The 21,746-nt window shown below is 74.1% G+C and carries 16 protein-coding genes; 11 read left to right on the top strand and 5 right to left on the bottom strand.

The features are described 5' to 3' along the window. The first annotated feature begins 41 nt into the window (after positions 1-41). The 4 genes from WME73_RS42615 to WME73_RS42630 all read left to right on the top strand — a co-directional run bounded on the left by WME73_RS42615 (position 42) and on the right by WME73_RS42630 (position 4,377). On the top strand, positions 42-1,613 hold the full coding sequence (locus tag WME73_RS42615; RefSeq protein ID WP_437913323.1) for an OmpP1/FadL family transporter: 1,572 nt from the start codon (positions 42-44) through the stop codon (positions 1,611-1,613). Between the two features lie 170 nt (positions 1,614-1,783). Beyond that, complete coding sequence (trxB, locus tag WME73_RS42620) at positions 1,784-2,743, top strand: thioredoxin-disulfide reductase (RefSeq protein WP_437741995.1); 960 nt, start codon at positions 1,784-1,786, stop codon at positions 2,741-2,743. A 10-nt stretch (positions 2,744-2,753) separates the two neighbouring features. Beyond that, entirely contained in the window at positions 2,754-3,803 is a 1,050-nt protein-coding gene (locus WME73_RS42625) for a uracil-DNA glycosylase family protein (protein WP_437913324.1), read from the top strand. A gap of 1 nt (position 3,804) precedes the next feature. Next, positions 3,805-4,377 (top strand): DUF2085 domain-containing protein, encoded by a 573-nt coding sequence (locus WME73_RS42630; RefSeq protein WP_437741997.1) that lies wholly within the window; start codon positions 3,805-3,807, stop codon positions 4,375-4,377. A 3-nt stretch (positions 4,378-4,380) separates the two neighbouring features. On the opposite strand, the gene WME73_RS42635 is transcribed toward WME73_RS42630, so the two are convergent. Beyond that, the gene (locus WME73_RS42635; RefSeq protein WP_437913325.1) at positions 4,381-5,637 is read right to left on the bottom strand and encodes a hypothetical protein; all 1,257 of its coding nucleotides are present in this window, start codon (positions 5,635-5,637) and stop codon (positions 4,381-4,383) included. Between the two features lie 546 nt (positions 5,638-6,183). Then, positions 6,184-6,963 carry an ExbD/TolR family protein gene (locus tag WME73_RS42640; RefSeq protein WP_437741999.1) on the bottom strand — a complete coding sequence of 260 codons (780 nt, stop codon included), beginning with the start codon at positions 6,961-6,963 and terminating at the stop codon, positions 6,184-6,186. Between the two features lie 62 nt (positions 6,964-7,025). On the opposite strand from WME73_RS42640, the gene WME73_RS42645 reads away from it, so the two are divergent. The 3 genes from WME73_RS42645 to WME73_RS42655 all read left to right on the top strand — a co-directional run bounded on the left by WME73_RS42645 (position 7,026) and on the right by WME73_RS42655 (position 11,483). Next, the gene (locus WME73_RS42645) at positions 7,026-8,654 is read left to right on the top strand and encodes an AMP-binding protein (protein ID WP_437913326.1); all 1,629 of its coding nucleotides are present in this window, start codon (positions 7,026-7,028) and stop codon (positions 8,652-8,654) included. Between the two features lie 101 nt (positions 8,655-8,755). Further along, positions 8,756-9,361, top strand: a complete 606-nt coding sequence (locus WME73_RS42650; RefSeq protein ID WP_437295507.1) for a hypothetical protein — start codon at positions 8,756-8,758, stop codon at positions 9,359-9,361. Between the two features lie 133 nt (positions 9,362-9,494). Continuing rightward, on the top strand, positions 9,495-11,483 hold the full coding sequence (locus WME73_RS42655; protein ID WP_437913327.1) for a hypothetical protein: 1,989 nt from the start codon (positions 9,495-9,497) through the stop codon (positions 11,481-11,483). Positions 11,484-11,680: 197 nt separating this feature from the next. On the opposite strand, the gene WME73_RS42660 is transcribed toward WME73_RS42655, so the two are convergent. The 3 genes from WME73_RS42660 to WME73_RS42670 form a co-directional block, all read right to left on the bottom strand. Further along, positions 11,681-12,598, bottom strand: a complete 918-nt coding sequence (locus tag WME73_RS42660; protein WP_437742002.1) for an alpha/beta fold hydrolase — start codon at positions 12,596-12,598, stop codon at positions 11,681-11,683. 96 nt (positions 12,599-12,694) lie between these two features. Continuing rightward, positions 12,695-14,371, bottom strand: a complete 1,677-nt coding sequence (locus WME73_RS42665; protein ID WP_437913328.1) for a multiheme c-type cytochrome — start codon at positions 14,369-14,371, stop codon at positions 12,695-12,697. 65 nt (positions 14,372-14,436) lie between these two features. Further along, positions 14,437-15,909, bottom strand: coding sequence for an MlaD family protein (locus tag WME73_RS42670; protein ID WP_437742004.1), 1,473 nt, complete (start codon positions 15,907-15,909; stop codon positions 14,437-14,439). Positions 15,910-16,014: 105 nt separating this feature from the next. Between WME73_RS42670 and WME73_RS42675 the strand changes: the two genes are divergently transcribed. The 4 genes from WME73_RS42675 (at position 16,015) to WME73_RS42690 (ending at position 21,729) form a co-directional block, all read left to right on the top strand. Then, positions 16,015-17,172 (top strand): CAP domain-containing protein, encoded by a 1,158-nt coding sequence (locus tag WME73_RS42675; RefSeq protein WP_437742005.1) that lies wholly within the window; start codon positions 16,015-16,017, stop codon positions 17,170-17,172. 176 nt (positions 17,173-17,348) lie between these two features. Beyond that, positions 17,349-19,814 carry an Hsp70 family protein gene (locus WME73_RS42680; RefSeq protein WP_437913329.1) on the top strand — a complete coding sequence of 822 codons (2,466 nt, stop codon included), beginning with the start codon at positions 17,349-17,351 and terminating at the stop codon, positions 19,812-19,814. Next, a complete protein-coding gene (locus tag WME73_RS42685; protein WP_437742007.1) occupies positions 19,814-20,197 on the top strand; it encodes a hypothetical protein in 384 nt (127 codons plus the stop codon). Before WME73_RS42680 ends, WME73_RS42685 begins: the two co-directional genes overlap by 1 nt. After that, positions 20,194-21,729 carry a hypothetical protein gene (locus WME73_RS42690; RefSeq protein WP_437913330.1) on the top strand — a complete coding sequence of 512 codons (1,536 nt, stop codon included), beginning with the start codon at positions 20,194-20,196 and terminating at the stop codon, positions 21,727-21,729. Before WME73_RS42685 ends, WME73_RS42690 begins: the two co-directional genes overlap by 4 nt. Positions 21,730-21,746 lie beyond the last annotated feature (17 nt).

Consider the following 21,746-nt stretch of genomic DNA (forward strand, 5'->3'; position numbering starts at 1 on the left):
GGCCGAGCGGCGGGGATCGCCGCGCGGCGGGGACGGGGGTCATGAGACGAGGATCTGCCGGCGCCGCGGGCGCCGCGTTCGCTGCGATGGTGGCCGCCGGCGCCGCGCGCGCGTCGTCGGGGCTCGACTCGCCCGACATCGGGGTGCTCCAGCTCGGCCGCGGCGGGGCGTGGGTCGCGCGGGCGGACGATCCGCTCGCCGCCTACTTCAACCCGGCGGGGCTCGCCGCGCAGCGGAGCGGCGCCCACGGCGGCGTCCACTTCATCCAGCTGGCCCAGTGCTTCACGAGGCTCGGCCCCGGCGGCCGCCCCGTCCCGCCGAGCGCCACGACGGCGATCCCGGCGCCCGGCAGCGACGGGGGCCCCGACCCCGAGGTGTGCGCCGAGGGCGGCCTGTTCCCGAACCCGCAGCTCGCGGCGACCCTGCGCTTGAGCGACGCGCTCGCCCTCGGCGTCGCGGTGCTCGGCCCGCACGGCGTCGGCGAGCGGGCGTGGCCCGAGTCGCTCCGGTACACGCACCCGAGCTTCGGCGACATGACGCAGCCGTCGCCCCAGCGGTACCTGCTCACGTCGCTCGACGCCCTGATGTTGATGCCGACGCTGTCGGTCGGCTTCACCCCCGCGGAGGGGGTCTCGCTCGGCGCCGGCTTCATCTGGGGCACGGCGGCGATCGATTTCGTCAACTTCAGCGAGGCGCTCTCGGGCGAAGGGGGCGACGACTTCAAGGCGCACGGCGATCTGCGCACGCGCGCGGAGGCGACCGACCTCTTCATCCCTGGCTTCGTCCTCGGCGCGCGCTGGGCGGCGGCGGCTCACCTCGACCTGGGCGCATGGTTCAAGTGGCAGGACTCCGTGCGCGCGAAGACCGATCTCACCATCGAGTCTCGCTACTGGACGCCGGCAGGGGCGAAGGACGAGGACCCCTGCAGGGGCGAGGCGCCGGAGTGCAACGTCACCGAGGAGCAGGGCGCCGGCGATCTCAGGATGCGGATCCCCATGGAGGCGAAGCTCGGCCTCCGGTACCACATGCCCCGCGCCGGCGCGCGGCGCGCGGTGAACGCACGCCGCGCCTCCGCCGCCGAGCCCCGCGTCCGCGACCCGATGGCGGATGACCTCTTCGATGTGGAGCTCGACTTCACCTGGGCCAACAACAGCGCGGTCGACGCGATCGAGGTCCGGTTCCGCGAGGGCATCCCCGTGCGCGGCACGAGCGTGGGCACGGTGCCGCCCAACGCCGACGTCCCGCACCGCTGGCGAGACGTCCTGGGAGTCCGGCTCGGCGGCGATTTCGTCGTGCTCCCGAGCCTCCTCGCGCTGCGCGCCGGCGGCTTCTTCGAGAACAAGGGGCAGGACGACGCCGATCTGAACCTCGACTTCCACCTCGGCTACCGGATCGGCGTCGGGGCCGGCGTGACCGCGCGAGTCGGCCCGGTCGACATTTCAGCCGCGTTTCAGCACACGTCCTTCGGTGCGCTGGACAACGGCGGGAACGGGCGCCTCAAGGCCGTATCCGGCGCTGCGCTGAGCGGCTACCGCAGCATCCAGAGCGTCAACGGCGGCCGCTTCGAGAGCAGCCTGGACGAGTTCGGTCTGAGCGGAACCATGCGCTTCTGAGCGGGCGGCTGCTCGGGCGTGGCTCCGGCGTGCCTCCGGCGTGCCTCCGGCGTGCCTCCGGCGTGGTGGAGCGGAGCGCAGGACGCGCGGAGCCGCGGCGCAGCGGAGGCGCGCCGGACCGCCGGGGCGGTCGACGCGGAAGGCGGTCGCGCCTATAAGATGCCTCCACCATGAGTGAATCGAACGTCCGCAACCTGGTCATCATCGGCTCCGGCCCCGCCGGGCTCACCGCCGCCATCTACGCGGCGCGCGCCAACCTGAAGCCGCTCCTCATCGAGGGCTTCAGCGCCGGCGGCCTGATCCCGGGGGGCCAGCTCATGTTCACCACCGACGTCGAGAACTACCCCGGCTTCCCCGAGAAGATCACCGGCCAGGAGCTGATGCAGCGCTTTCGCGACCAGGCCGCTCATCAGGGCACGGAGATCGTGACGGCGGACGTGACCAAGGTCGAGCTGACGGGCCACCCCTTCAAGGTCTGGGTGGAGGACACGCTCTACCTGACGAAGGCGGTCGTGATCGCGACGGGCGCGCGCGCCAACTACCTCGGCCTCGAGAGCGAGGACAAGCTCAAGAACAAGGGCGTCAGCGCCTGCGCGGTCTGCGACGGCGCGCTCTTCCGCGGCCAGGACGTCGTGGTCGTCGGCGGCGGCGACACGGCGATGGAGGAGGCCACCTACCTGTCCGGCCTCTGCAGCAGCGTCACGCTGGTGCACCGCCGCGACGAGTTCCGGGCGTCGAAGGCGATGATCCAGCGCGTGGTCGAGAACCCGAAGATCAAGATCCTCTACAGCCACGTGGTGGAGGAGGTGCTCGACGTGAAGGCCGATATGGTGACGGGCGTCCGCGTGAAGAGCACGAAGACGGGCGACAGCCACCTCGTGCCGGCGGCGGCGATGTTCGTCGCGATCGGCCACACGCCGATGACCGATCTCTTCGTCGGGCAGCTCGACACGCACCCGAACGGCTACCTGAAGACGGTGCCGGGCTCGACGCGCACCAACATCCCGGGCGTCTTCGCCGCGGGCGACGTGCAGGACTGGAACTACCGCCAGGCCGTCACGGCCGCTGGCACGGGCTGCATGGCGGCCCTCGACGCGGAGCGCTGGCTCGCGCAGCAGGGCGGCCACTGAGAGGACGGCCATGGTCGAAGCGCTGCGCGAAGAGCTCGCCGATCTGACTGCCTCGGTCCGGGCGTTCCTGGAATGGCACGCAATGACCGGCGCGGACGGAATGCCGGGCCACCCTGCTGCGCTCCACGAGGCGCTGGGCGCGGCTTCTTCGGACGGCGCTACGCCGGCGCCTCGGCGGCCAGAGCGCGGCTTCTCCGGGCAGGATGCGCCCTCGCCGCCGGTGGCGCGAGGGGGCAGCGGCGCGGCGTTCTCGCCGCCGCCGCCGCGCGGTGCCGCCGCGAGCGCCTCCCTGCCGCATCCGGAGCAGCGCGGTGGCGCTCCGCAGCCGGAGCAGCGCGGCGGCTTCGAGTCGCAGGGGGCGTGGTCGCCGACGCAGGCGCAGCGAGGTCCCGAGCCGCCGCCCCGGCCTGCCGTGAGCGCCGCACCGGCACCTCGCGCGGATACGGCTGCACGCGCGAGCGCAACGCTGCCTGACACGAAGGAGGAGCGCGCGGCGCGGCTCTCGCTCATCGCGGAGGAGGTCCGCACCTGCCAGAAGTGTCCGCTCCACGAGGGCCGCACCCACACGGTGTTCTCGCGCGGCGACCCGAGCTCCGCGGTCGTGTTCGTCGGCGAGGGGCCAGGGGCGGAAGAGGACCAGCAGGGGCAGCCGTTCGTCGGCGCGGCGGGGCAGCTGCTCGACAAGATGATCGCGGCGATGGGGTACCACCGCGACGAGGTCTACATCTGCAACATCGTGAAGTGCCGGCCGCCGAAGAACCGGAAGCCGGAGCCGGCCGAGATGGCGGCCTGCAGCCCGTACCTCACGGCTCAGCTCGCGCTGATCAAACCGAAGGTGATCGTGGCGCTCGGCGCCACCGCGGTGCAGGGGCTGATCGGCACGAGCGAGGGGATCACGAAGCTCCGCGGCACGTGGAAGCTCTACAAGGGATCGATCCCGATCATGCCCACGTTCCACCCGGCCTACCTGCTGCGCCAGCCGAGCGCGAAGCGAGAGGTCTGGAGCGACCTGAAAGAGGTGATGCGCCACCTCGGCAAGAGCGCGCCCGACAGGGGCTGAGGTGGCCGCGTGCGCTTCCGGGCGCGGGCAGCCAGCGGCTCAGGTACCCGCCGTCCGCGCAGGCGCGGAGCCGCACGCGCTCGCCGCTGTCGGCGCAGGCGCCGAGCCGCACGCGCCCAGCGAATCGAGCACGGCCGAGCGGCCCTCGCTGCTGTCGATCGTGCGCTGCGCGCTGGTCCTCCTCGGCGCCCTGCCCTGGAGCCTCCCCGTCGCGCGGAGCCGCGCGCCGCTCGGAGAGCTCGGCGCAGCGCTCGATCGTGTCTTCGCGCCGATGTGCCACCGGATGCCCGAGCGATCCCTCGCGCTCGACGGCGTCGTCATGCCGCTCTGCAGTCGCTGCGCTGGCATCTTCGCCGGGCTCGCGGCGGGCGCCGCGATCGCGCGCCCTCGCCTGGCGATGACGGCGTGGCGCCCGATCCTCATCGCCCTCGCCGCGCTGATGGCGGTCGACGTGGCGACCCAGGACCTCGGGCTGCGCCCCGTCTGGCATGCGAGCCGCCTCGCCACGGGCGTGGCCTTCGGTTATGCCGCGGCCGCGGCGTTCCTCGCGCAGATCGCACGCCGCCCGCTCTGAGCGCTACTTGCGGCCGCCCATGGCCCTGCACTCGTGGACGGGGCCCTTCGTGGCGTTGCGAACGCAATCGCTGTACGCGGCGATGCCGTCCTTCCACTTGCCCGTGTCCTGGAGCGCCGAGCCCAGGTAGAGATAGGGGAGCGCGTCGCTCGGATCGGCCGCGATGGCCGCGCGAGATGCCTCCATCGCGTCCTTGTACCTGCCGCGGTTGAGGAAGCTCAGCGCCTCCTTCTTCAGCTTGCCCGCGTCCTCAGCGCCGGCCGCCGGCGCCGCGGCCTTCTCCGCCTCAGCCTTCTCCGCCGCGGCCTTCTCTGCCTCGGCCTTCTCTGCCTCGGCCTTCTCTGCCTCGGCCTTCTCTGCCGCGGCCTTCTCTGCCTCGGCCTTCTCTGCCTCGGCCTTCTCTGCCGCGGCCTTCTCTGCCGCGGCCTTCTCCGCGTCGGCCTCCACCTTCACCGGATCGGGAACGGCGCCGGCCCCTTTTGCAGAGGACTCCGTCAGCGCCGATTCGGTTTGCGCAGGCGTCTTCGCCCGTGCCGGAGAGGGAGCGCCCGCCGCGGCCAGGAGCTTCGTCTCGACGAGCGCTGGCTTCGGAGCCGGCGCGGCCATCGCGACCGGCCCAGGTGAGGACGGCTTGCTCGAGAACACCGCCTTGGCGACGACCGCCACGGAGATCACCCCGGCGAGCCCCGCGACCGCCGCGACGATCCGACGAAGGCGCGCCCGCCGGGCGAGGGTCTCGGGCGACAGCTGATGAACCACGACGAGGCGCTCGTCAGCGCGATCGTCGGGGCCGCTGGCCACCTCGGCGAGCGGCGGGAACGACTCTTCCTCCTCGCGCCGAAAGAACGCCGCCGTGGGCGAGGAAGGGTCGATCAGATCGAGCGCATCCTCGTCGGACGCCAGCTCATCGGGCGGGGACGCAAGGGTACCCGGCTGGCTCAGGGCGCCGGCGTGTGGAGCCATGATCAATGGGTCGTGCTCCAGCGCCTTGTCAGGGTCCGCGTCGTCCGTGTCGCCTGGAACGGCGCGCTGCGCGGCGAGCGCCTCGGACGCCGGCGCGAGCACGGCGACCGGTGCAGCCGCAACGACCGGTGCAGCCGCAACGACCGGTGCAGCCGCAACGACCGGCGCAGCCGCAACGACCGGTGCAGCCGCGGCCACCGGTGCAGCCGCAACGACCGGCGCAGCCACGGCGACCGGTGCAGCCGCGGCCACCTCCGCGACGATCGATGCGGCGGGCGCCTCGAGAGCCGGCGACACAGCGGGAGCGTCGTCCGCGGCGCTGGCTGCCAGCGCAGGAGCGGCGGAACACTCAGCTACCTCGGCGACGACGTCCGAGCCGCTCGCGACCGGCCTCGCGGAGTCCCTGGTCGCGACGGCCGGCCCCTCAGGCGCCGCCGACACCCGCGGCTGGGAGGCCCGGGGACGGAGACTTCGGCCCCTGTTCGCGCGGGCCGATCCAAGAAGTCGCTTCGACATGTCCGAACCATCCTCCCGTGATTGTCACGCCCCCGATGGCGCAGGGGACCGGCGACTCGCCCTATTCATGATCCAGGCCGACCCCAACGGCGAGCGCTCGCCCGCGCATTTCCGTGCCTTCGCAGCACCATCGCCTGTGCCGGATCGTGCCGCGGTCACCCCAGCCAACCCTACCCGCGCTCGAACGAGCACACACGCGATCTCGCCCCACCGCGTTCGACAGCCCCTCCGCAAAAATGCGCACCGAGCGCACCCGCTGCCCCCTGCGGCCGGTGCGCCCCGAAGGCACGGCGATCCACGCGATGGAGCCCCCCGGCGCCGCGCACGTCAGCCTCCACCGAGCTGCACAGGCCGCCCCGCGACCGGGGCAGCGCGGAGCAGGACGAGCGTGTCGAGCTTCTTCTTGGCGTCGGAAGCCATGACCGTGCCGGCCAGGTTGTGCGCCATCTCCCAGGGCACCTCGTCGTCCGCCGAGAAGAACGCCACCGTCGCGCTGCACGCGGCGATGTCCTTCGTGAGCTGCTCGCCGGTGTTCGACAGATCCGGGCCGGCGAGCCCCTTGCGCTGCTTCTTGCCCATGCCGCCGCCGAACGGCCAGATCGCCGTCGCGAGGTCCTTCAGCACCATCGTGCTGACGGCGCAGGAGGGCGGCTTCGACGCGCGCCCCTCGGGGACCACCGTGATCTCCTTCGGGAGGTCGTCTCGCCCGTCGGTCTTGATGACGACCTTCGGCGCGCCGGCCGCGCCGAGCTCGGTCACGACGGCGGCGACGGCGCTCGGCTTCGCCCTCTTGTCGGCCAGCAGCGTCACGGGCTTGCCCTCGATCGGCAGCTCGCGGATCACCTTCGTCAGCTTCTCGGGCCCCTCCTTCTGCGCCAGATCCACGCGCTGGCCGCCGATGTAGGGGCCCATGGAGTCGACGAGCAGCTCGGGCATGCCCTTCGGCTTCGGCGGCGCGACGGGCGCCTCGGCGCTCGGGGCTGCCGTGGCGACCGCGCCAGGCTCGGCGGGCTTCGGCGCGCTCTCGCACGCCGCCGCGGCCAGGATCAGGCCCGCGGCGACCGCGAGGCGCGGCGAGGCGCTGACAAGGAGGCAGGAAGCTCTCATGGCGCGGCAGTGTAACCAACCGGCCTGGCTCCGCGCACCTCCGCTGTGCGAGAGTCCGCGCGATGGCTTCCCCGCTCGTCGAACGGCTCGCGCAGCTCGGCTCGTCCGCCCGAACCGCCGTCGAGGACGAGCGGGGGCAGACCACCTTCGCGGCGCTCCTGGAGCGAGCCCTCCGCGTCCGCGGCGCGCTGCTCGCCGGCGGCTCGCGGCGCGGCGCGGGTGAGGCCGAGAGCCCGGGCTCCCTCGAGGGCGAGCGCATCCTGCTCCTCGTGTCGCCCGGCGCGGCGTGGGTCTCGGCCTTCCTCGGCGCCCTCCTCGCCGGGGGGATCGTGCTGCCGCTGTCGGCGCTCTATCCGCCGGCAGAGCTCGAGTGGCTCGCGAGCGACGCGGGCGTGCGGCGGATCATCACCGACGGCGAGCTCGCCGCCGTGGCCGCCCCGATCGCGCAGGGCCGCGCCGTGCTCCGCGTGGAGGATCTCGAGCGCGCCGCACCCGGGAGAGACGCGGCGATCTTCGACATCGCCGCGGACGATCCGGCGCTCCTGCTCTACACGAGCGGCACGACCGGCAAGCCGAAGGGGGCGCTGCTCACGCACCGCAACCTGGCCGTGCAGGCGGAGCTCCTGCGCGCGGCCTGGGGCTTCTCGGATCAGGACCTGTTGCTGCACGCGCTGCCGCTGCACCACCTCCACGGCGTCGTCATCGCGCTCATGACGTCGCTGCTCGCGGGCAGCGCGACAAAGATGCTGCCGCGCTTCGACGCCCAGCGCGTCGCCGCCGAGATCGCGCGCCGCTCGGTGACGTCGTTCATGGCGGTGCCGACCATGTACCAGCGGCTGTTCGAGCACGTCGACCGGGGCGGCGCGCCCGGCTTCGCCGCGGGGGCGAAGGCCCTGCGGCTCGCGACGAGCGGCTCCGCGGCGCTGCCGGTGACGCTCGCTGAGCGCTGGCGCGACCTCACCGGCACGATCCCGCTCGAGCGCTTCGGGATGACCGAGATCGGCGTCGGCATGAGCAATTCGCTCGATCCAGGCGCGCGGCGGGCAGGCTGGGTCGGCTTCCCGCTGCCGACCGTCGAGGCCCGCATCACGGACGACGCGGGCAACGCGTGGGCGCCGGGGGAACGACCGCCGGGGGAACGGCCGCCGGGCGACCCGCCAGCGCCGCGCGACGCCGCGGTCGCGCGAGGCGAGCTCTGGATCCGCGGGCCGAGCGTCTTCAAGGGATACCTCGGGCGCGAGGACGCCACCGCCGCGGCCTTCCAGGACGGCTGGTTCCGCACCGGCGACGTCGCCGAGCGCTCCTGCGACGGGTGCTTCCGGCTCCTCGGGCGGACCTCGGTTGATATCCTCAAGAGCGGCGGATACAAGCTGTCCGCCCTCGAGATCGAAGAGGCGCTGCGGGAGCACGGCGCGATCGCCGAGGTCGCGGTGATCGGCGTCCCTGACGAGGCGTGGGGGGAGCGCGTCGTCGCGGTCGTCGTCGCCGCGCCCGGGCGAGAGGCGGAGTGCGCCACCGGACCGCTCCGCGCCTGGGCGAAGGAGCGCCTCGCGCCCTACAAGGTCCCACGCGAGTCGATCGTCGTGCGGGCCCTGCCGCGCAACGCGATGGGCAAGGTCGTCAAACCAGAGCTGGTGAAGGCCATCGCAGCGGGCATTGCCGTGGAGGAGCGCGGCCCTCTCGCGCGGTAGACGCGCGAGACGCGCGGTCGTCGCTGAGACGCGCGGTCGTCGCTGCTTGACCGACGCGCTCGGCTCCGGCCTACTCGACGCCGATGCAGCCTGCCAGCCCCATGGTCCAAGCCCAAGCCGCGTACGGCGGCCTCGCGGTTCAACCGTTCTCGCACCCCACGTACACGATCAAGCGGCCCTTCTGGTCGCTGCTCGGCCGCAAGTTCCACGTCTATGCGCCCGACGGCTCTCTCGTCTGCTTCGTCAAGCACCCGCTGCTCAAGCTGCGTGAGGAGTTCACCCTCTTCGCGGACGAGTCGGAGTCGCAGCCGCTGCTCACGATCCGCTCGCGGCAGGTCATCGCCCTCAACCGGTGCCTCGACGTCCTCGACGCGCGCACCGGCGAGCGCGTCGGCACCATCCGCTCGCGCGGGCTCAAATCGATCGTCCGCGACACCTGGGACATCCTCGACCCCGCGGATCAGCCGGTCGGGCTGATGCAGGAGGACGGCGCCGCGCTGCTCCGCCGCATGTTCCCGCTCCTCATCGGGAAGTGGCACATCGAGCTCCATCAGCAGGAGGTCGCGAAGGTGAAGCAGGTGTTCCGGTGGTTCGTGAAGGAGTTCACGCTCGACCTGTCGATGAACCAGGGGCGAATCGACGCCCGGTTCGCCATCGCCTGCTCCCTGCTCGCCCTCATGGCCGAGACAGCGCGCGAGTCCCGCTAGGCCCCACCCGAGACCCGCCGCGGCCTCGCGAGAGGCCCGCGGCCGGCGCGGCCTTCGGTCGCGCGCTCGGCGGTCGCGCGCTCGCTCGCCGAAACTTGGCCCATTTCCGCGAGCTCTGCGAGGGTCCCGCGCGATGCGCCTCGATCCTGTCTCCCGCCTCGACTCCGCCTCCGAGGAGGGCCGACCGACGTCCCCCCCTGCGCCCCCGTGCGGCACGGCCCGCTTCGCCCCGAGCGGGCAGGGCGCCGACTCCGAGCGCGAGCTCAGGTCGCAGCGCTTCCTCTGGGCGAGCGCCCCGGCGGCGCCCGACGGGCAGCTCCGCGCGACGATCGAGGAGGCCGTCGAGCTCGCGCTGGCCCTGCGCGGCGCGCTGCCGCCGCGGGTCCAGGAAGGCGCGCCGGTCGAGGTGGTGATCGCTGACCAGATCTTCCGGGCCAGGGCGCTCGGCGCCGCGGGCCTCGCCGTCGCCCTTCCGCGCCTCGCGGGCGGGCGCTCAGCCTCGCCGCGCGCGCTCCACCCGGACGACAGCGCGACACTCCTCGCCTGGCTCGGCGCGGCGCGCGAGGCTCCCCTCGCCCTCGTCTTCGATGCGGATGACAGGTCCGCGCAGGTGCTCGCGCCGGTGCCCCTCGCGGACCTCGTCGAGAGGAGCACGCGCGACGGGTACGGCGGCGTCTCCTCCATGTCCCCGCGCGGGCAGGCGCGGAGCCTCGCGGCGCGCGGGGAGGAGCGCCCCGTCGGGCCGGCGCAGCCGAGCGCCGGCGCGAGAGCCCCGGTCGAGGCGCTCCCGGCGAGGCCGACAGCCGTGGACGAGGCGCACGAGGCCGGACCGACAGCCCCGGACGAGGCGCACGAGGCCAAGCCGACGGCCCCCGAAGCGCACGGAGCGCCGGCGTCGCCCGCCTCCGCCGAAGGGCGGACGGACGGGCGGCTGCGCGGCGTGCTGCCCCCCCGCTCCTCGAGGATCCGCCGCGCGGACGCGCCGGCGGCCGTCGCCGGAAGAAGCGCCGTCGCGGCGCGGGCGCCGGGCGCGAGCACGCCGCCGGCCACGGACGAGACGGCCGCGATGGCGCCCGCCAGCGGCGCGCCGGGCGCGCCGGCCGCCGAGCCGGGGGCGCCGCACGAGGAGCGCGGCGCAGCGATGACGCTCAGGCCGCCGCGAGGGGCGCACGAGGCCGCGCCGAGCGCGCCAAACGCGCCAAACGTCGACGGAGCCCAGGCGGACCCCGACGCGCCCCCGCAGGCGCGGCGGGAGCGGAAGGCGCCGCGCGACCGGATCCTCAGCGCGGCGGAGTGGCGCGCGCTCGCCGTCGAGCTCGACAACGCCCGCGGCCCGAAGCCGGTCCGGGTCATCGAGCAGCTGTTCGCGACCCACTACACACCGCTGCTCGGCGCGACGCTCGCCGGTGAGACGGACGCTGCCGTGCGCGGCGTGGTCGACAGCTGGAGGACCAGCTTCGAGCACAGCTACCGGGAGGCGTTCTCGGCGCTGCGCGTGACCGGCAAGCGGCCGCCCATGGTGTTCGACGCCCCGGACATCGCCGCCCGCATCGCCCGGCTCAACGGGGCGCGCGGGGTGAAGCTCCTGCTCGTGGACGCGATGCGCTTCGATCTCGGCGAGCGGGTCGCCGCGCACCTGAAGGAGATCCTGGTGGATCGGGCCATCCTGGTCGAGCGATCGCTCCTCTGGGCGGCGCTGCCGCCGACGACGACGGCGCAGATCTCGCTGCTCGCCCGAGGGCCGGACGGCCTCCGCGAGACGATACCCCCGAGCGAGGCGGAGCCCGCCATCGCCCGCGGGCGCGCGGTCGCGACGCTGCGGCGCGAGCGGGTCGGGTCGCGCGAGCTGATGAAGCTCGACCTCGTGGAGGCGCGCCTGCGCGCCGCCGGGCCGCCGTTCGCCGAGCGGATCGAGGCCATCGCGGAGGAGGTCGCCGACGTGATCGCGCGGTTCATGGCCAGCCTGCCGCCGCGGACGCTGCTGCTCGTGTTCGGCGACCACGGGTTCCGCATGACGCCGATGGCAGACGGCAGCGCGACCGGCCCGGCGTCGCAGGGCGGAGGCTCGCCCGAAGAGGTGCTCGTCCCGGCGCAGGCGTGGCTCGTCGGCGGCGTGCACTGAGCGGCCCTGGACTCGACAGGGGCGCGCTGGCGTTCCTGGACGGCGTTTCGCGGTTCCTGGACGGCGCGCCCTGGTTCCTGGACGGCGATTCCCAGTTCCTGGACGGCGCGCCCTGGTTCCTGGACGCCGTTTCCCGGTTCCTGGACACCCACCGGCCCTTCCTGGAGGGCACGGCCGTGTCATGGCGCCCAGACGGGCTACGCGGAGGGCGCTGCTCCGGCCGAGAGAAACGCGGTGAGCGCCGGGAGGACGAGCGCCGGATCCTCCAGGTGGGGCGCGTGCCCGAGCGGCACCATGTGCAGCGTGGCGCGCGGGATCGCCGCGGCCGCGGCGATGCCGATCGGCGCCGGGAACACGTCGTCGCGCTCGCCCCAGAGCACCAGCGTCTCCACGTCGATCTCGCCGAGCCGCGGGAGGCGATGGGGAACGGCGCCGAGGGCGGGGAACAGCGCGTTGAACGCGGCGACGGGCGCGACCCGGCCGTCGGGCACGGCGTAAAACTCGCCGTGCAAGGCGGCCAGACGCTCGCCGAGCGGGGTCGGCCGCGGCGGACGGAGGCGGCGGAAGAGCGCGGGGCCGAGCACCCGCACCAGGCGCTCCGGCGGGGCGCGGAAATAGGCGCGGCTCCACGCGGTCATGACGGGACCGACCCCCATCGCGCCGATGAGCACGAGCTTCCGCGGGCGCGCGCGCTTGCGGAGCGCGATCTCCGCCGCGACCAGCGCGCCCAGGGAGTGGCCGACGAGGGCGGCGCCGCCGAGATCCAGCTCTAGGAGGAGCTCCTCCACGGGATCGGCGAAGAAGCGGAGGCCTTCCTCGAAACCTCCGCCCTCGAAGGGCGGAGACGACGCGTGACCGAAGCCGGGAAGATCCACCGCGACGACGCGGTGGCGCCGCGCGAGCTCGGGGAGCAGCGGGAACCACGTCGTCGCGGCGTTCCCGCGGCCGTGCAGGAGGACCACCGGCGAGCCGCCGCCGCCCTCCAGGTAGCGGAGCGTCGAGCTCAGCGCGGCGCGGCGGTGCACGGCGAACGGCGGCGCGCCCGCGGTGAGCTCCGCAAGGATCGCGCTCTCGACCGGGCCCAGGCGGGAGACGACGGCGTGGACGTTCGTCACAGGCGCATTCCGTAGCGCGATCGAAACGGCGCGGGAATGCCGCAGCCCAGAACCAGAAGAACCAGCGGGAGAGGGCCGCCGCCGCGCCCCCCTCCTTCAGTCCCTGCCGTGCCCGGGGCCGAGGATGAGCTGCATCTTGGACACGGGCTCGAAGCCCTCCACGTGCGGCGGGTGGTGACATTGCGTGACGCAGCTCTGGGGCGGGGGCGAGAGCACGATGAGCCCCTTCTTCTCGGGATCCTTCGCGTGAAGCGAGCCGGGGCCGTGGCACTCCTCGCACTGCACGTTCTGCAGCGAGGCGTTGTGCGTCACCGTGGAGCCGCCCGGCTTGCCGTACCCGGTCACGTGACAGCTCACGCAGTCCAGGTTGAACTCCTTGAAATCCTGCTGCAGCGTGGCGTAGGCCCGCGCGTGCGCGGTGCCGTCGAAGAACTTGCGCTCCTCGTCGTGGCAGTTCGTGCAGGCGTCGATGCCGATGTAGCTGGCCTCGCCCTTCGCCGGCTTCTCGGGGACGCGATCCGCGAAGGCCTGCTTGTTGTGATCGTTGACCCGCTTGTAATAGGCGAGGAGCTGCCCGGCGACGTCCTTGTCGGCCCCGAGCTTCTCGCGCACCTCGACCGAGCTGTAGCGGAAGAAGCTGCCGGTCACCTTCGTCTCCGCCGCCTCGAGCTGCGCCTTCTCGGCCCGGAGCTTCTCGAGATCCGCCTTCCGCGCCTCGACGTCCTTCGCCGCCACCCGCTTGTCGCCCTCCCAGCCGTTGAGGCGGATCTCGAGCTCCCGGATGCGCTCCGACAGGCTGATGAGCTCCCCGGCCTTCGCGACGCCGCCCGCGTCGGCGAACACGAGCGGGCCGCTGCCGCCGCCTCGAACGAAGAGATCCACGACCGCCACCGACTGGAGGTGGTTCGGCGTCTCCACGACCAGCGTCGACCCGATGATCTCCGGCGGCTTCGGGCCGTCGTTGCCGTCGCCGCGCTCGCTCGGCTTGCCGAGCACCAGCACGTGCAGCTCCGGCACGTTGTCCGCGAGCCGCAGCGCCTCGCCCCTGGGCAGCGCCGCGAGCCCCACGAAGACGCTCGCGCCCTGCTTCTTCGCCTCCTCGACGCCCGCCTTCATCGCGTCGATCGCCGGGCCGACCTTGACGCCGTCGGGGTAGGCGCCGGCGCGGCCCTTCGGGTCGCTCACGCCGATGAGGCCCACCTTCACGCCGGAGACGTCGCGCACGACGACGCCCTGGACGCCCTGCGCGCCCTCGAGGTTCTTGCCGAGCAGCGCCGCCCCGGACTGCGCCTGGTACCTGCCGAGCGCCTCCGCGCCGAGCGCCCAGTCGTTCTCGCCAGGCGCCCACGCCGTCAGCCCGATCTCCTTCGCCGCCAGCGCCATCGCCTCGGCCTTCCACGCGTCCTGCGAGGAGCGCTCCGGCTTCACCTCGGGGTCCGTGAAGAGCATCGGCCCCGCGCCGACCACGAGCCGATCCGGGGCCTCGCCGCGCTGGGCCTCGATCAAGGCGGCGAGGTGGTCGATGCCTCCCAGCTGATCCTTCGTGCAACCGCACGGCTCCAGCGCGCCCGCCACGGTGCTGAGCACGTAGAGCCGCACCGTCGGCTTGTTCGCGTTCACGTTCGCGTCCACGTCCGCGTCCGCGCTCACGGCGGCCGTCGCAGGGAGCTTGCACCCCTGACAGGCCGAAGCGAAGGCCGCCGCGGAGATCGCGACGAAGGGGATCAAGAGCGCGTATCCGCGACGCACTCCGCGAAGAAGCGAGCGCTTCATGCTCGCGCTATAGCACAGGGGCTCGGGCGCACCTCCGGGGCCGCGCCGAGAGGGCGGGAGCGCGATCAGAAGCCCGACGGAGCGAAGGGCAGGACCGTCTTCAGGTCCGCGTCGTTGAACCGGAGCTGCAGGCCGATGAAGTAATCCCGGCGATCGGCGTTCAGGATGTCGTCCATCCCGCCGAGCAGCCACAGCTTCCGGATGAACTCGTACGCGAGCGCGACGCGCCAGCGCGGCGACAGCTCCTCGCCGAAGCCGAAGAGGTCCTGGCGGAGCTCGAACCGATCGTCGAGCAGGTGGAGATCGAGGCCGAGGCCGCCCGTCGACTCCTTGATGCCGAACCGGCCCGTGAAGGGGCCGAGCCGCTTCGCGAACTGGAACGAGAACCGGAAGGCGTTCGTCGTGATCGTGCGGACCTCGCGGTAGTGCGCGGGCTCGTTCGGGTTGGTCGTGTCGACGTCGATCTGCTGGAAGTCCGTCTTGCCGCGCGGGTCGTTCACCAGCTCGACGACGTAGTACTTGTCCTCCGTCGGCTGGAGCCTGAGCTCGACGTAGCTCTTGATGGTGTTCGCCAGGAAGTTGTAGTCGGTCCGCAGCCCGACCACCGTCTGGAACCGGCTGAGCCCGCCGACGAGCTCGCCGACGTTCTCGACGACCGTCTCGACCTCGTTGATCAGCGTCTCGTCCCGGGTGATGCGGCCGAGCGTCCCCTCCCCGCGGTCGACGCGCGCGGCGACGCTGTCGACGTGCTTCAGCGCCGACTCGAGGCTCTCGGTCGCGCGGCCCACGCGCTCTGCGGCGCTCCGGAGCTCCCCGGGCTGCCCGTTCCGGCCGGGCACCTCGGCCGCGGCCGTCATCGTGCGGATGTCGCGGGTCACCTGCTCGACGTTGCGCAGGATCTCCTTCAGGCGCGGGCCCGAGTCGCCCGTGATCTGGTTGATGTTGTTGATGGTCTCCGTGACGCCCGCGCGGTTCTCGCGCACGGTCGCGTTCATCTGCTCGGTGACCTCGGCGAGGTTGTCGAGGATCTGCGCGAGCCGCTCCTGCCCGCCCTCGGAGCCGACGGTGTTCCTCAGCGTCTCGGTGACGGTCTTGACGTCCTTCAGGATCTCGGAGACCTGCCCCTGCATCGACTGGATCGTCGGCTCGTCGATGTAATAGAGGACCCTCCCCTCGTCGGGGATGCGCGGCTTGCCCTCGGTGCCGGGCGAGAGCACGACGAACGACTCGCCGATGAGGCTCGTCGCGCGCTTGCCGATGGCCGCGTCCTCGTAGAGCGGGACGTCGGGGCTCATCTTGATGTCGATGCGCGCCTGCCCGTTGTAGAGCGAGATCTTGTCGACGACGCCGACCTGGATGCCCGAGATCATCACCCGCGACTGCGGCGACACGCCGATCGCGTCGGGCAGCGTGGCCCAGACGCGGTAGCCGTTCCCGCCGCCGATGTCGCGCGAGACGAAGCGGTACCCGCCGTAGGCCGCGCCCGCGAGCACGATCGTCATCACGCCGACCTTCGCGGCCTTGGAGACCTCAGCCATGCTGCGCGACGGCCACGGTAGCACGAGCCGCCCGCGGGACCGCGCGGCTTTCGCGGCGACGCAGGTGAACGAGCGCCGGGGCGGGAAAGCTGCTAGCCGAGTCGAATGCGGTCATGGTGGGCCAGCGGGGTGTTCGGCGCGGCGCTCGCCTCCGCGGCCGCGGCGGCAGCGGAGCCGCCGGCGCTCACGTGGGAGGCGACGACGCGCTCGCCACAGCCCCCCAAGGCGGTCTCGCCGGAGATCGCCGCGCTCGCGGCGCACTGCGGCAGCGCGGACACGGCGCTCGCCGCGGTCGCCCAGCGCAACGTCGAGCGGCAGCTCCAGGGCGGGGAGATCATGCCGCCCGACGAGCTGGCGTTCACGCTGCGCGCCGCCGGCGCGCCGCACGCCTGGCCGAGGGGATGGTCGATCTCCGGCCGAGGGCTCGGGCCGGCGGAGATCGGGGCGCGGATCGACGGGTGGCTCTCGGGGTGGACCTCCCTCGGGGTGCGGCGATGTGGGGTGGCCCAGGCGAGGAAGCCGGACGGGACGGTGATCGTGTCCGCGATCGGGGTGGACGCGCTCGCGGATCTGTCGCCGCTGCCGACGACCGCGCGGGTAGGGCAATGGGTGACCCTCGAAGGGACGATGCGGGTCCCGGCGACCGCGGCGAAGGTGGTGCTGCTGGGACCGCGGGGCGCGCCCAAGACGGTGCTGAGCTCCCTGTCGGGCGCGCGGCTCCGCTCGAGCTTCGCGGTCGACCAGCCGGGGAGCTGGCTCGTGCAGGTGCTGGCCACGGTGTCGACCGGGCCGAGGCCCGTGCTGGAGGCGATGATCTTCGCGGGGAGCGCTCCGCCGGGCCGGTTCGTCCGCGCGGCGGCGCCGGGCGAGGAGGCCGCGAAGGGGGCGCAGGGCGGCGAGGACGCGATGCTGCGGATGATGAACGCCGCGCGGGCGTCGGAGCGCCTGCCCGCGCTCGCGCGCGACGCGGCGCTCTCCGCGCTGGCGCGGGCGCACTCCGAGGAGATGATCAAGGCGAAGATGGTGGGCCACGACGTGGGCTCGGGCGATCCGGCGGCGCGCCTCAGGGCGGCCGGGTACGAGGCGACGATCGCGGGGGAGAACGTGGCCAGCTCGGGCACGACCGAGGGAGCGCACCGCGCGATCTGGGCGAGCCCGTCGCACCGGGGCAACCTGCTCGACCGGCGCTACCGGAGGACCGGCGTGGCGGTCGTGCGCGACCCGACCGGCCGGGTCTGGGTGACGCAGCTGTTCGCAGGGTGACCGCGGACGCCGCGGCGCTGCGCTGACGTACGCTGTTCCCGTACCCCGAGGGCGGACGCGCCTCGCGGCGAGCGGGCGGGCGCCCGCCGCGCGCCAGCCGCGCGCCAGCGGCTTCGCCGGGCGTGTTCCATGCCTCGCCGGGCGGCCGCCGTGCCGCGCGTGTATCCTTGCGAGCGATGGCTGCACGCCCGCTTTACGTCGGCATCGACCTCGGCACCACGAACTCGACCGCGGCCGCCTTCGACGGCGAGAAGGTCACCCTCGTCCGGAACTCCCAGGGCGCGACGCTCACCCCGAGCGTGGTGCGGATCGACGCGCGCGGGACGATCACGGTCGGCGCGCGCGCGCGCCGGTTCCTCGAGAGCGATCCGCAGAACACCCGCGCGGAGTTCAAGCGGCTGATGGGGACGGCCCAGCCGATCGATTTCGCGGCGGCGAAGGTCGCGAAGAAGCCCGAGGAGCTCGCCGCCGAGGTGCTGCGCTCCCTGCGCGCCGACGTCGCGGAGCACCTCGGGGTCTTGCCGGCCTCGGCGGTGATCTCCGTGCCTGCGCTCTTCGAGCTGCCCCAGAGCGCGGCGACGTCGGAGGCGGCGCGGCGCGCGGGGTTCGAGCGCGTCGAGCTGATCCAGGAGCCGGTGGCCTCGGCGCTGGCCGCCGGCTGGACGGTCGAGGAGTCGACGGGCAGCTGGCTCGTCTACGACCTCGGCGGCGGGACGTTCGACGTCTCCCTGCTCGAGACGCGCGACGGGCTGCTGCGCGTCGTCGGGCACGACGGCGACAACTTCCTCGGCGGTCGCGATTTCGACTGGGCGATCGTCGACTGGGCGCTCGCCGAGATCGCGCGCACCCAGGGCGTCACCGTGAGCCGCGCCGACCCGCGGCACGCCGCCGCGCTCCGCAGGCTCAAGCTCGCGGTCGAGGAGATCAAGATCGAGCTCACCCGCGCCGACGAGGCGGCGCTCGCGGTGCCCGCGGCGTTCGAGGTGGACGGCGCGCCGGTCGACGTCGACCTGGTCCTGCAGAGGTCCACGCTCGACGCGCTCTGCGCGCCGATCATCGACCGCTCGGTCGAGGTCTGCCGGCGGCTGCTCGCGGCGCACGGGCTCGATGCGTCGCAGCTCGCGCGCGTCGTGCTCGTGGGCGGGCCGACGGTGATGCCGGCGCTGCGCGAGCGCGTCCGGGACGCGCTCGGCGCGCCCTTCGGCGAGGGGCTCGATCCGATGACGCTCGTCGCGCAGGGGGCCGCGATCTACGCGGCGACGGCGGGGCTCGACGCGCGGGCCTCCTCCTCGGGCGCGCGGCCCAAGGAGGAGGGTCGCCGGCTGTGGCTCCAGTATCCGGCCATGTCGAGCGATCTCACGCCCCACGTGGTCGGCCGCGTCATGGAGGGGCCGGGGGCCGCGCCCGAGCGGATCCGGCTCACGCGCGAGGGCGACGGGTGGACGAGCGCCGAGGCGCCGCTCGACGCCGAGGGGGCGTTCGTGGTGACCGTCGACCTGCTGCCGCGCCGGCCGAACGTGTTCAACATCGAGGCGAGCGCGGCCGGCGGCGCGCGGGTGCCGGTGCACCCGCAGGCGATCACGATCGTCCAGGGGCTCACGATCGGCGATCCGCCGCTGTCGCGCACGATCGGGGTCGCGCTCGCGGACAACTCGGTGCGCGTTTACTTCGAGCGGGGCGCGCCGCTGCCGGCCCGGCGGACGTTCGTGCACCACAGCGTGGAGAGCGTCCCGAAGGGCTCCAGCGCGTGCGTGCTGAAGATCCCCGTCGTGCAGGGCGAGCTCGACGTCGCCCACCTCTGCCGCGTGGTCGGGACGCTCGAGATCGACGGGAGCGGGCTCACCGCGACCCTGCCCGCGGGCTCGGCGATCGAGCTGACGCTCGAGCTCGATCGGGGCGGGCACCTCTCGGCGCGCGCGCTGATCCCGTCGCAGGGGCTCGTGTTCGAGCGCGTCGCGCACCTCCTCGTCCCCGAGGCGGCGCCGGAGGTGCTCGACGCCTCGATCGCCGCCATGCGCGAGCGGCTCGCCGCGGTGCGCGAGGCCGCCCTGCGCAGGGACGCGCCGCACGCGCTCGGCAAGGTCACCTACGTGGAGTGCGCGCTCGCCGAGGTGGAGCGCGACGCCGCCGCGGCGCGCGGCGGCGACGCCGACGCGGGGCAGAAGGCGCGGCGCGCGCTGCTCGATCTCGACGTCCTGCTCGAGCAGGCCGAGGCCGACAAGCGCTGGCCGGAGCTCGACGCCGAGGCCCAGGCCGCCGTCGCGAGCGCGTCGACGTGGATCTCGCAGCTCGGATCGAGCACCGAGAAGGCGCTCCTCGAGGAGGCCGCGCAGGGCGTTGCGCGGGCGCGCGCCGAGAAGAACCAGGTCGAGCTGCAGCGGCAGCTCCGGCTGGTCCGCAACCTGAGCAGCGCGGCGTTCCAGCGCCACCCGAAGGCGTGGGTGTGGATGTTCGAGGACGCCGCCTCCGAGGCGCACCAGGCCTCGGATCTGGTCCGCGCGCAGCGGCTCGTGCGCGACGGGCGCGGCGCGGCGGAGCGCGGCGACACGGCGGCGCTCAGGACGATCACCGAGGAGCTCTGGCGCCTCTTGCCGGTCGACGCGCAGAAGCGCAGGCTCGGCCACGAGTCGGGGGTGCGGTGATGGACGACGCGCTCGGCCGCATCCGCGACAACCCGTTCTACGTGCTCGGGCTGCGCCCGAGCGCGAGCCGCGCAGAGATCGAGCGCGAGGGGCAGAAGCTGCTCGGGATGCTCGAGCTCAAGCTGGCGAGCGCCGCGGCGTACCCGACGCCGGTCGGCCCCGGCGCGCGGACGGCCGACAAGGTGCGGCAGGCGATGGCGGCGCTGCGGGACCCGGAGCGCCGCCTGGCGCACGAGGTCTGGGCGCGGCTCGACCCGAGGCCGCCGCCGAAGGACGATCTCGACGACGACCTCGGCGAGCTGCCGCCGCCGGAGCCGCCCGGGGAGGATCCGCGAGCGCCGTGGCCCGAGGCGCTGTCCGCGCTCGGCTGGAGGGCACGATGAGCTGGGGCGGCCTCCTGGTGCTCGCCATCCTCGTGCGGGTGATCAGCGAGGCGGCCGCGCGGAGGGCCTCGCCCGGGGCGGCGCCGCGCCCCCAGATGCTCGGCGTGGGCCTCTGGAACGTCGTCGTGCTGTTCGTCTTCGCGCCGATCGCGCTCCTCCTCGCGCTCGCGCTCGCCGGGGGTCAGCTCTGGTGCGCGGTGCCGCTCGCGCCGCTCGCGCTGCTCATGGCGCCCTGGTCCTTCGCTCGCCACGCGCTCATCCCGCTCGGGCTGCCGCGCGCCGCGTACTTCGTCGCGTCGCTGTCGGACGGGGCCTTTCGCGCCGACCGGCGCGGCGGCGCGGCGCTCGCGGCCGCGTGGGCGCTCTGCCGCGCGCGGAAGCCGGACGCCGCGGTGGAGGCCTGGGTCAGCGAGCGGATCGAGCGCGTCGGCGCGGCGCCCGCGCCCTCCTCGGCGAGCGCCGCTCCGCTGCGCGGCGCGGGCATCGCCGCGGGCGCGATGCTCGCGGCGCACCGCGGCGACGTGGAGGGCGCGCGGGCGCTCTTCGACAGCGTCGCCGGCCTGGACGAGCGCGCCTGCCCCGACGAGGCCCGCCGCATCGCCGCGGGCTGGCTCGCAGCCGAGGCGGCCTCCCGCGGCGACTGGGGGGCCGTGAGCGGATACGCGTGTGTGAGCGGCGGCCGGGCGCTGTCGCTGCTCGGCGCCGTCGCGGCGCGGCTGCTCGGCGAGGCGCCCGCGCCGGGGGCGCTCGGGCTCTGGCTGCGATGGCTCATCGCGCCCCGCCGCCGCGCCACGCTCCCGCTCGTGCGCCGGGCCCTGGCAGCGGGCGCGGGCGCGCCGCGCCCGGAGCCGGAGGCGCCCGAGCCCTGCGCCGCGAAGGTCGCCGAGGGAGATCTGTGGAGCCGGGCGGTGCTGCTCCACGCCGCGCTGCTGCTCCGGCCCCGGGGCCAGGTCTCGGGCGACGACCTGAGGCGGCTCGGCGGCGCGTGGGACGCGGCGCTCGACGACGAGCGCGCGCAGGCCGAGCTCCGCGAGCGGGCGGCGTCGCTCGGCGCCTCGGGGGCGCAGGCGGCGCTCGGCCCGCTGGCGCGCGCGGTCGAGGAGGACCTCGCGGCGACGCTGCGCGCGGCGCGCGTGCCGCGCGCAGCGTGGGACGACCTCGGCGCGACCATCGGCCGCACGCGCCGGCGCCTCCGCGACGAGCTCCTGTCCGAGGTGGAGATCGCGTGCGACGCCCTGCGCCGCCGCGTCGACGAGCGGCGCGAGCTCCCGGCGCTCTCGGAGTGGCGCGAGTGGACGTCGCTGCGCGCTCAGTACGAGGCCGCGGCGGTGCTCGTCGGCGGGGAGTTCCGCCGCCTCGCGTTCCCCAAGCTGCACGCCGACGTGTGCCACGCGGCCGTCTGGCTGTTCAACACGCGCAAGGAGCGGGTGATCGCGAACGCGATGTTCCGGTGGCTCCTCGCCGAGGCCGAGGCGCTCGGCGACTCGCGCCTCACGGCGCTCCAGCGCGGCAACGTCGAGTGCGGGGTCTGACGCGGGCGAAGGGCCTG

It is taken from the genome of Sorangium sp. So ce302, assembly GCF_051530145.1.
Taxonomy (GTDB): Bacteria; Myxococcota_A; Polyangia; order Polyangiales; family Polyangiaceae; genus Sorangium; species Sorangium cellulosum_B.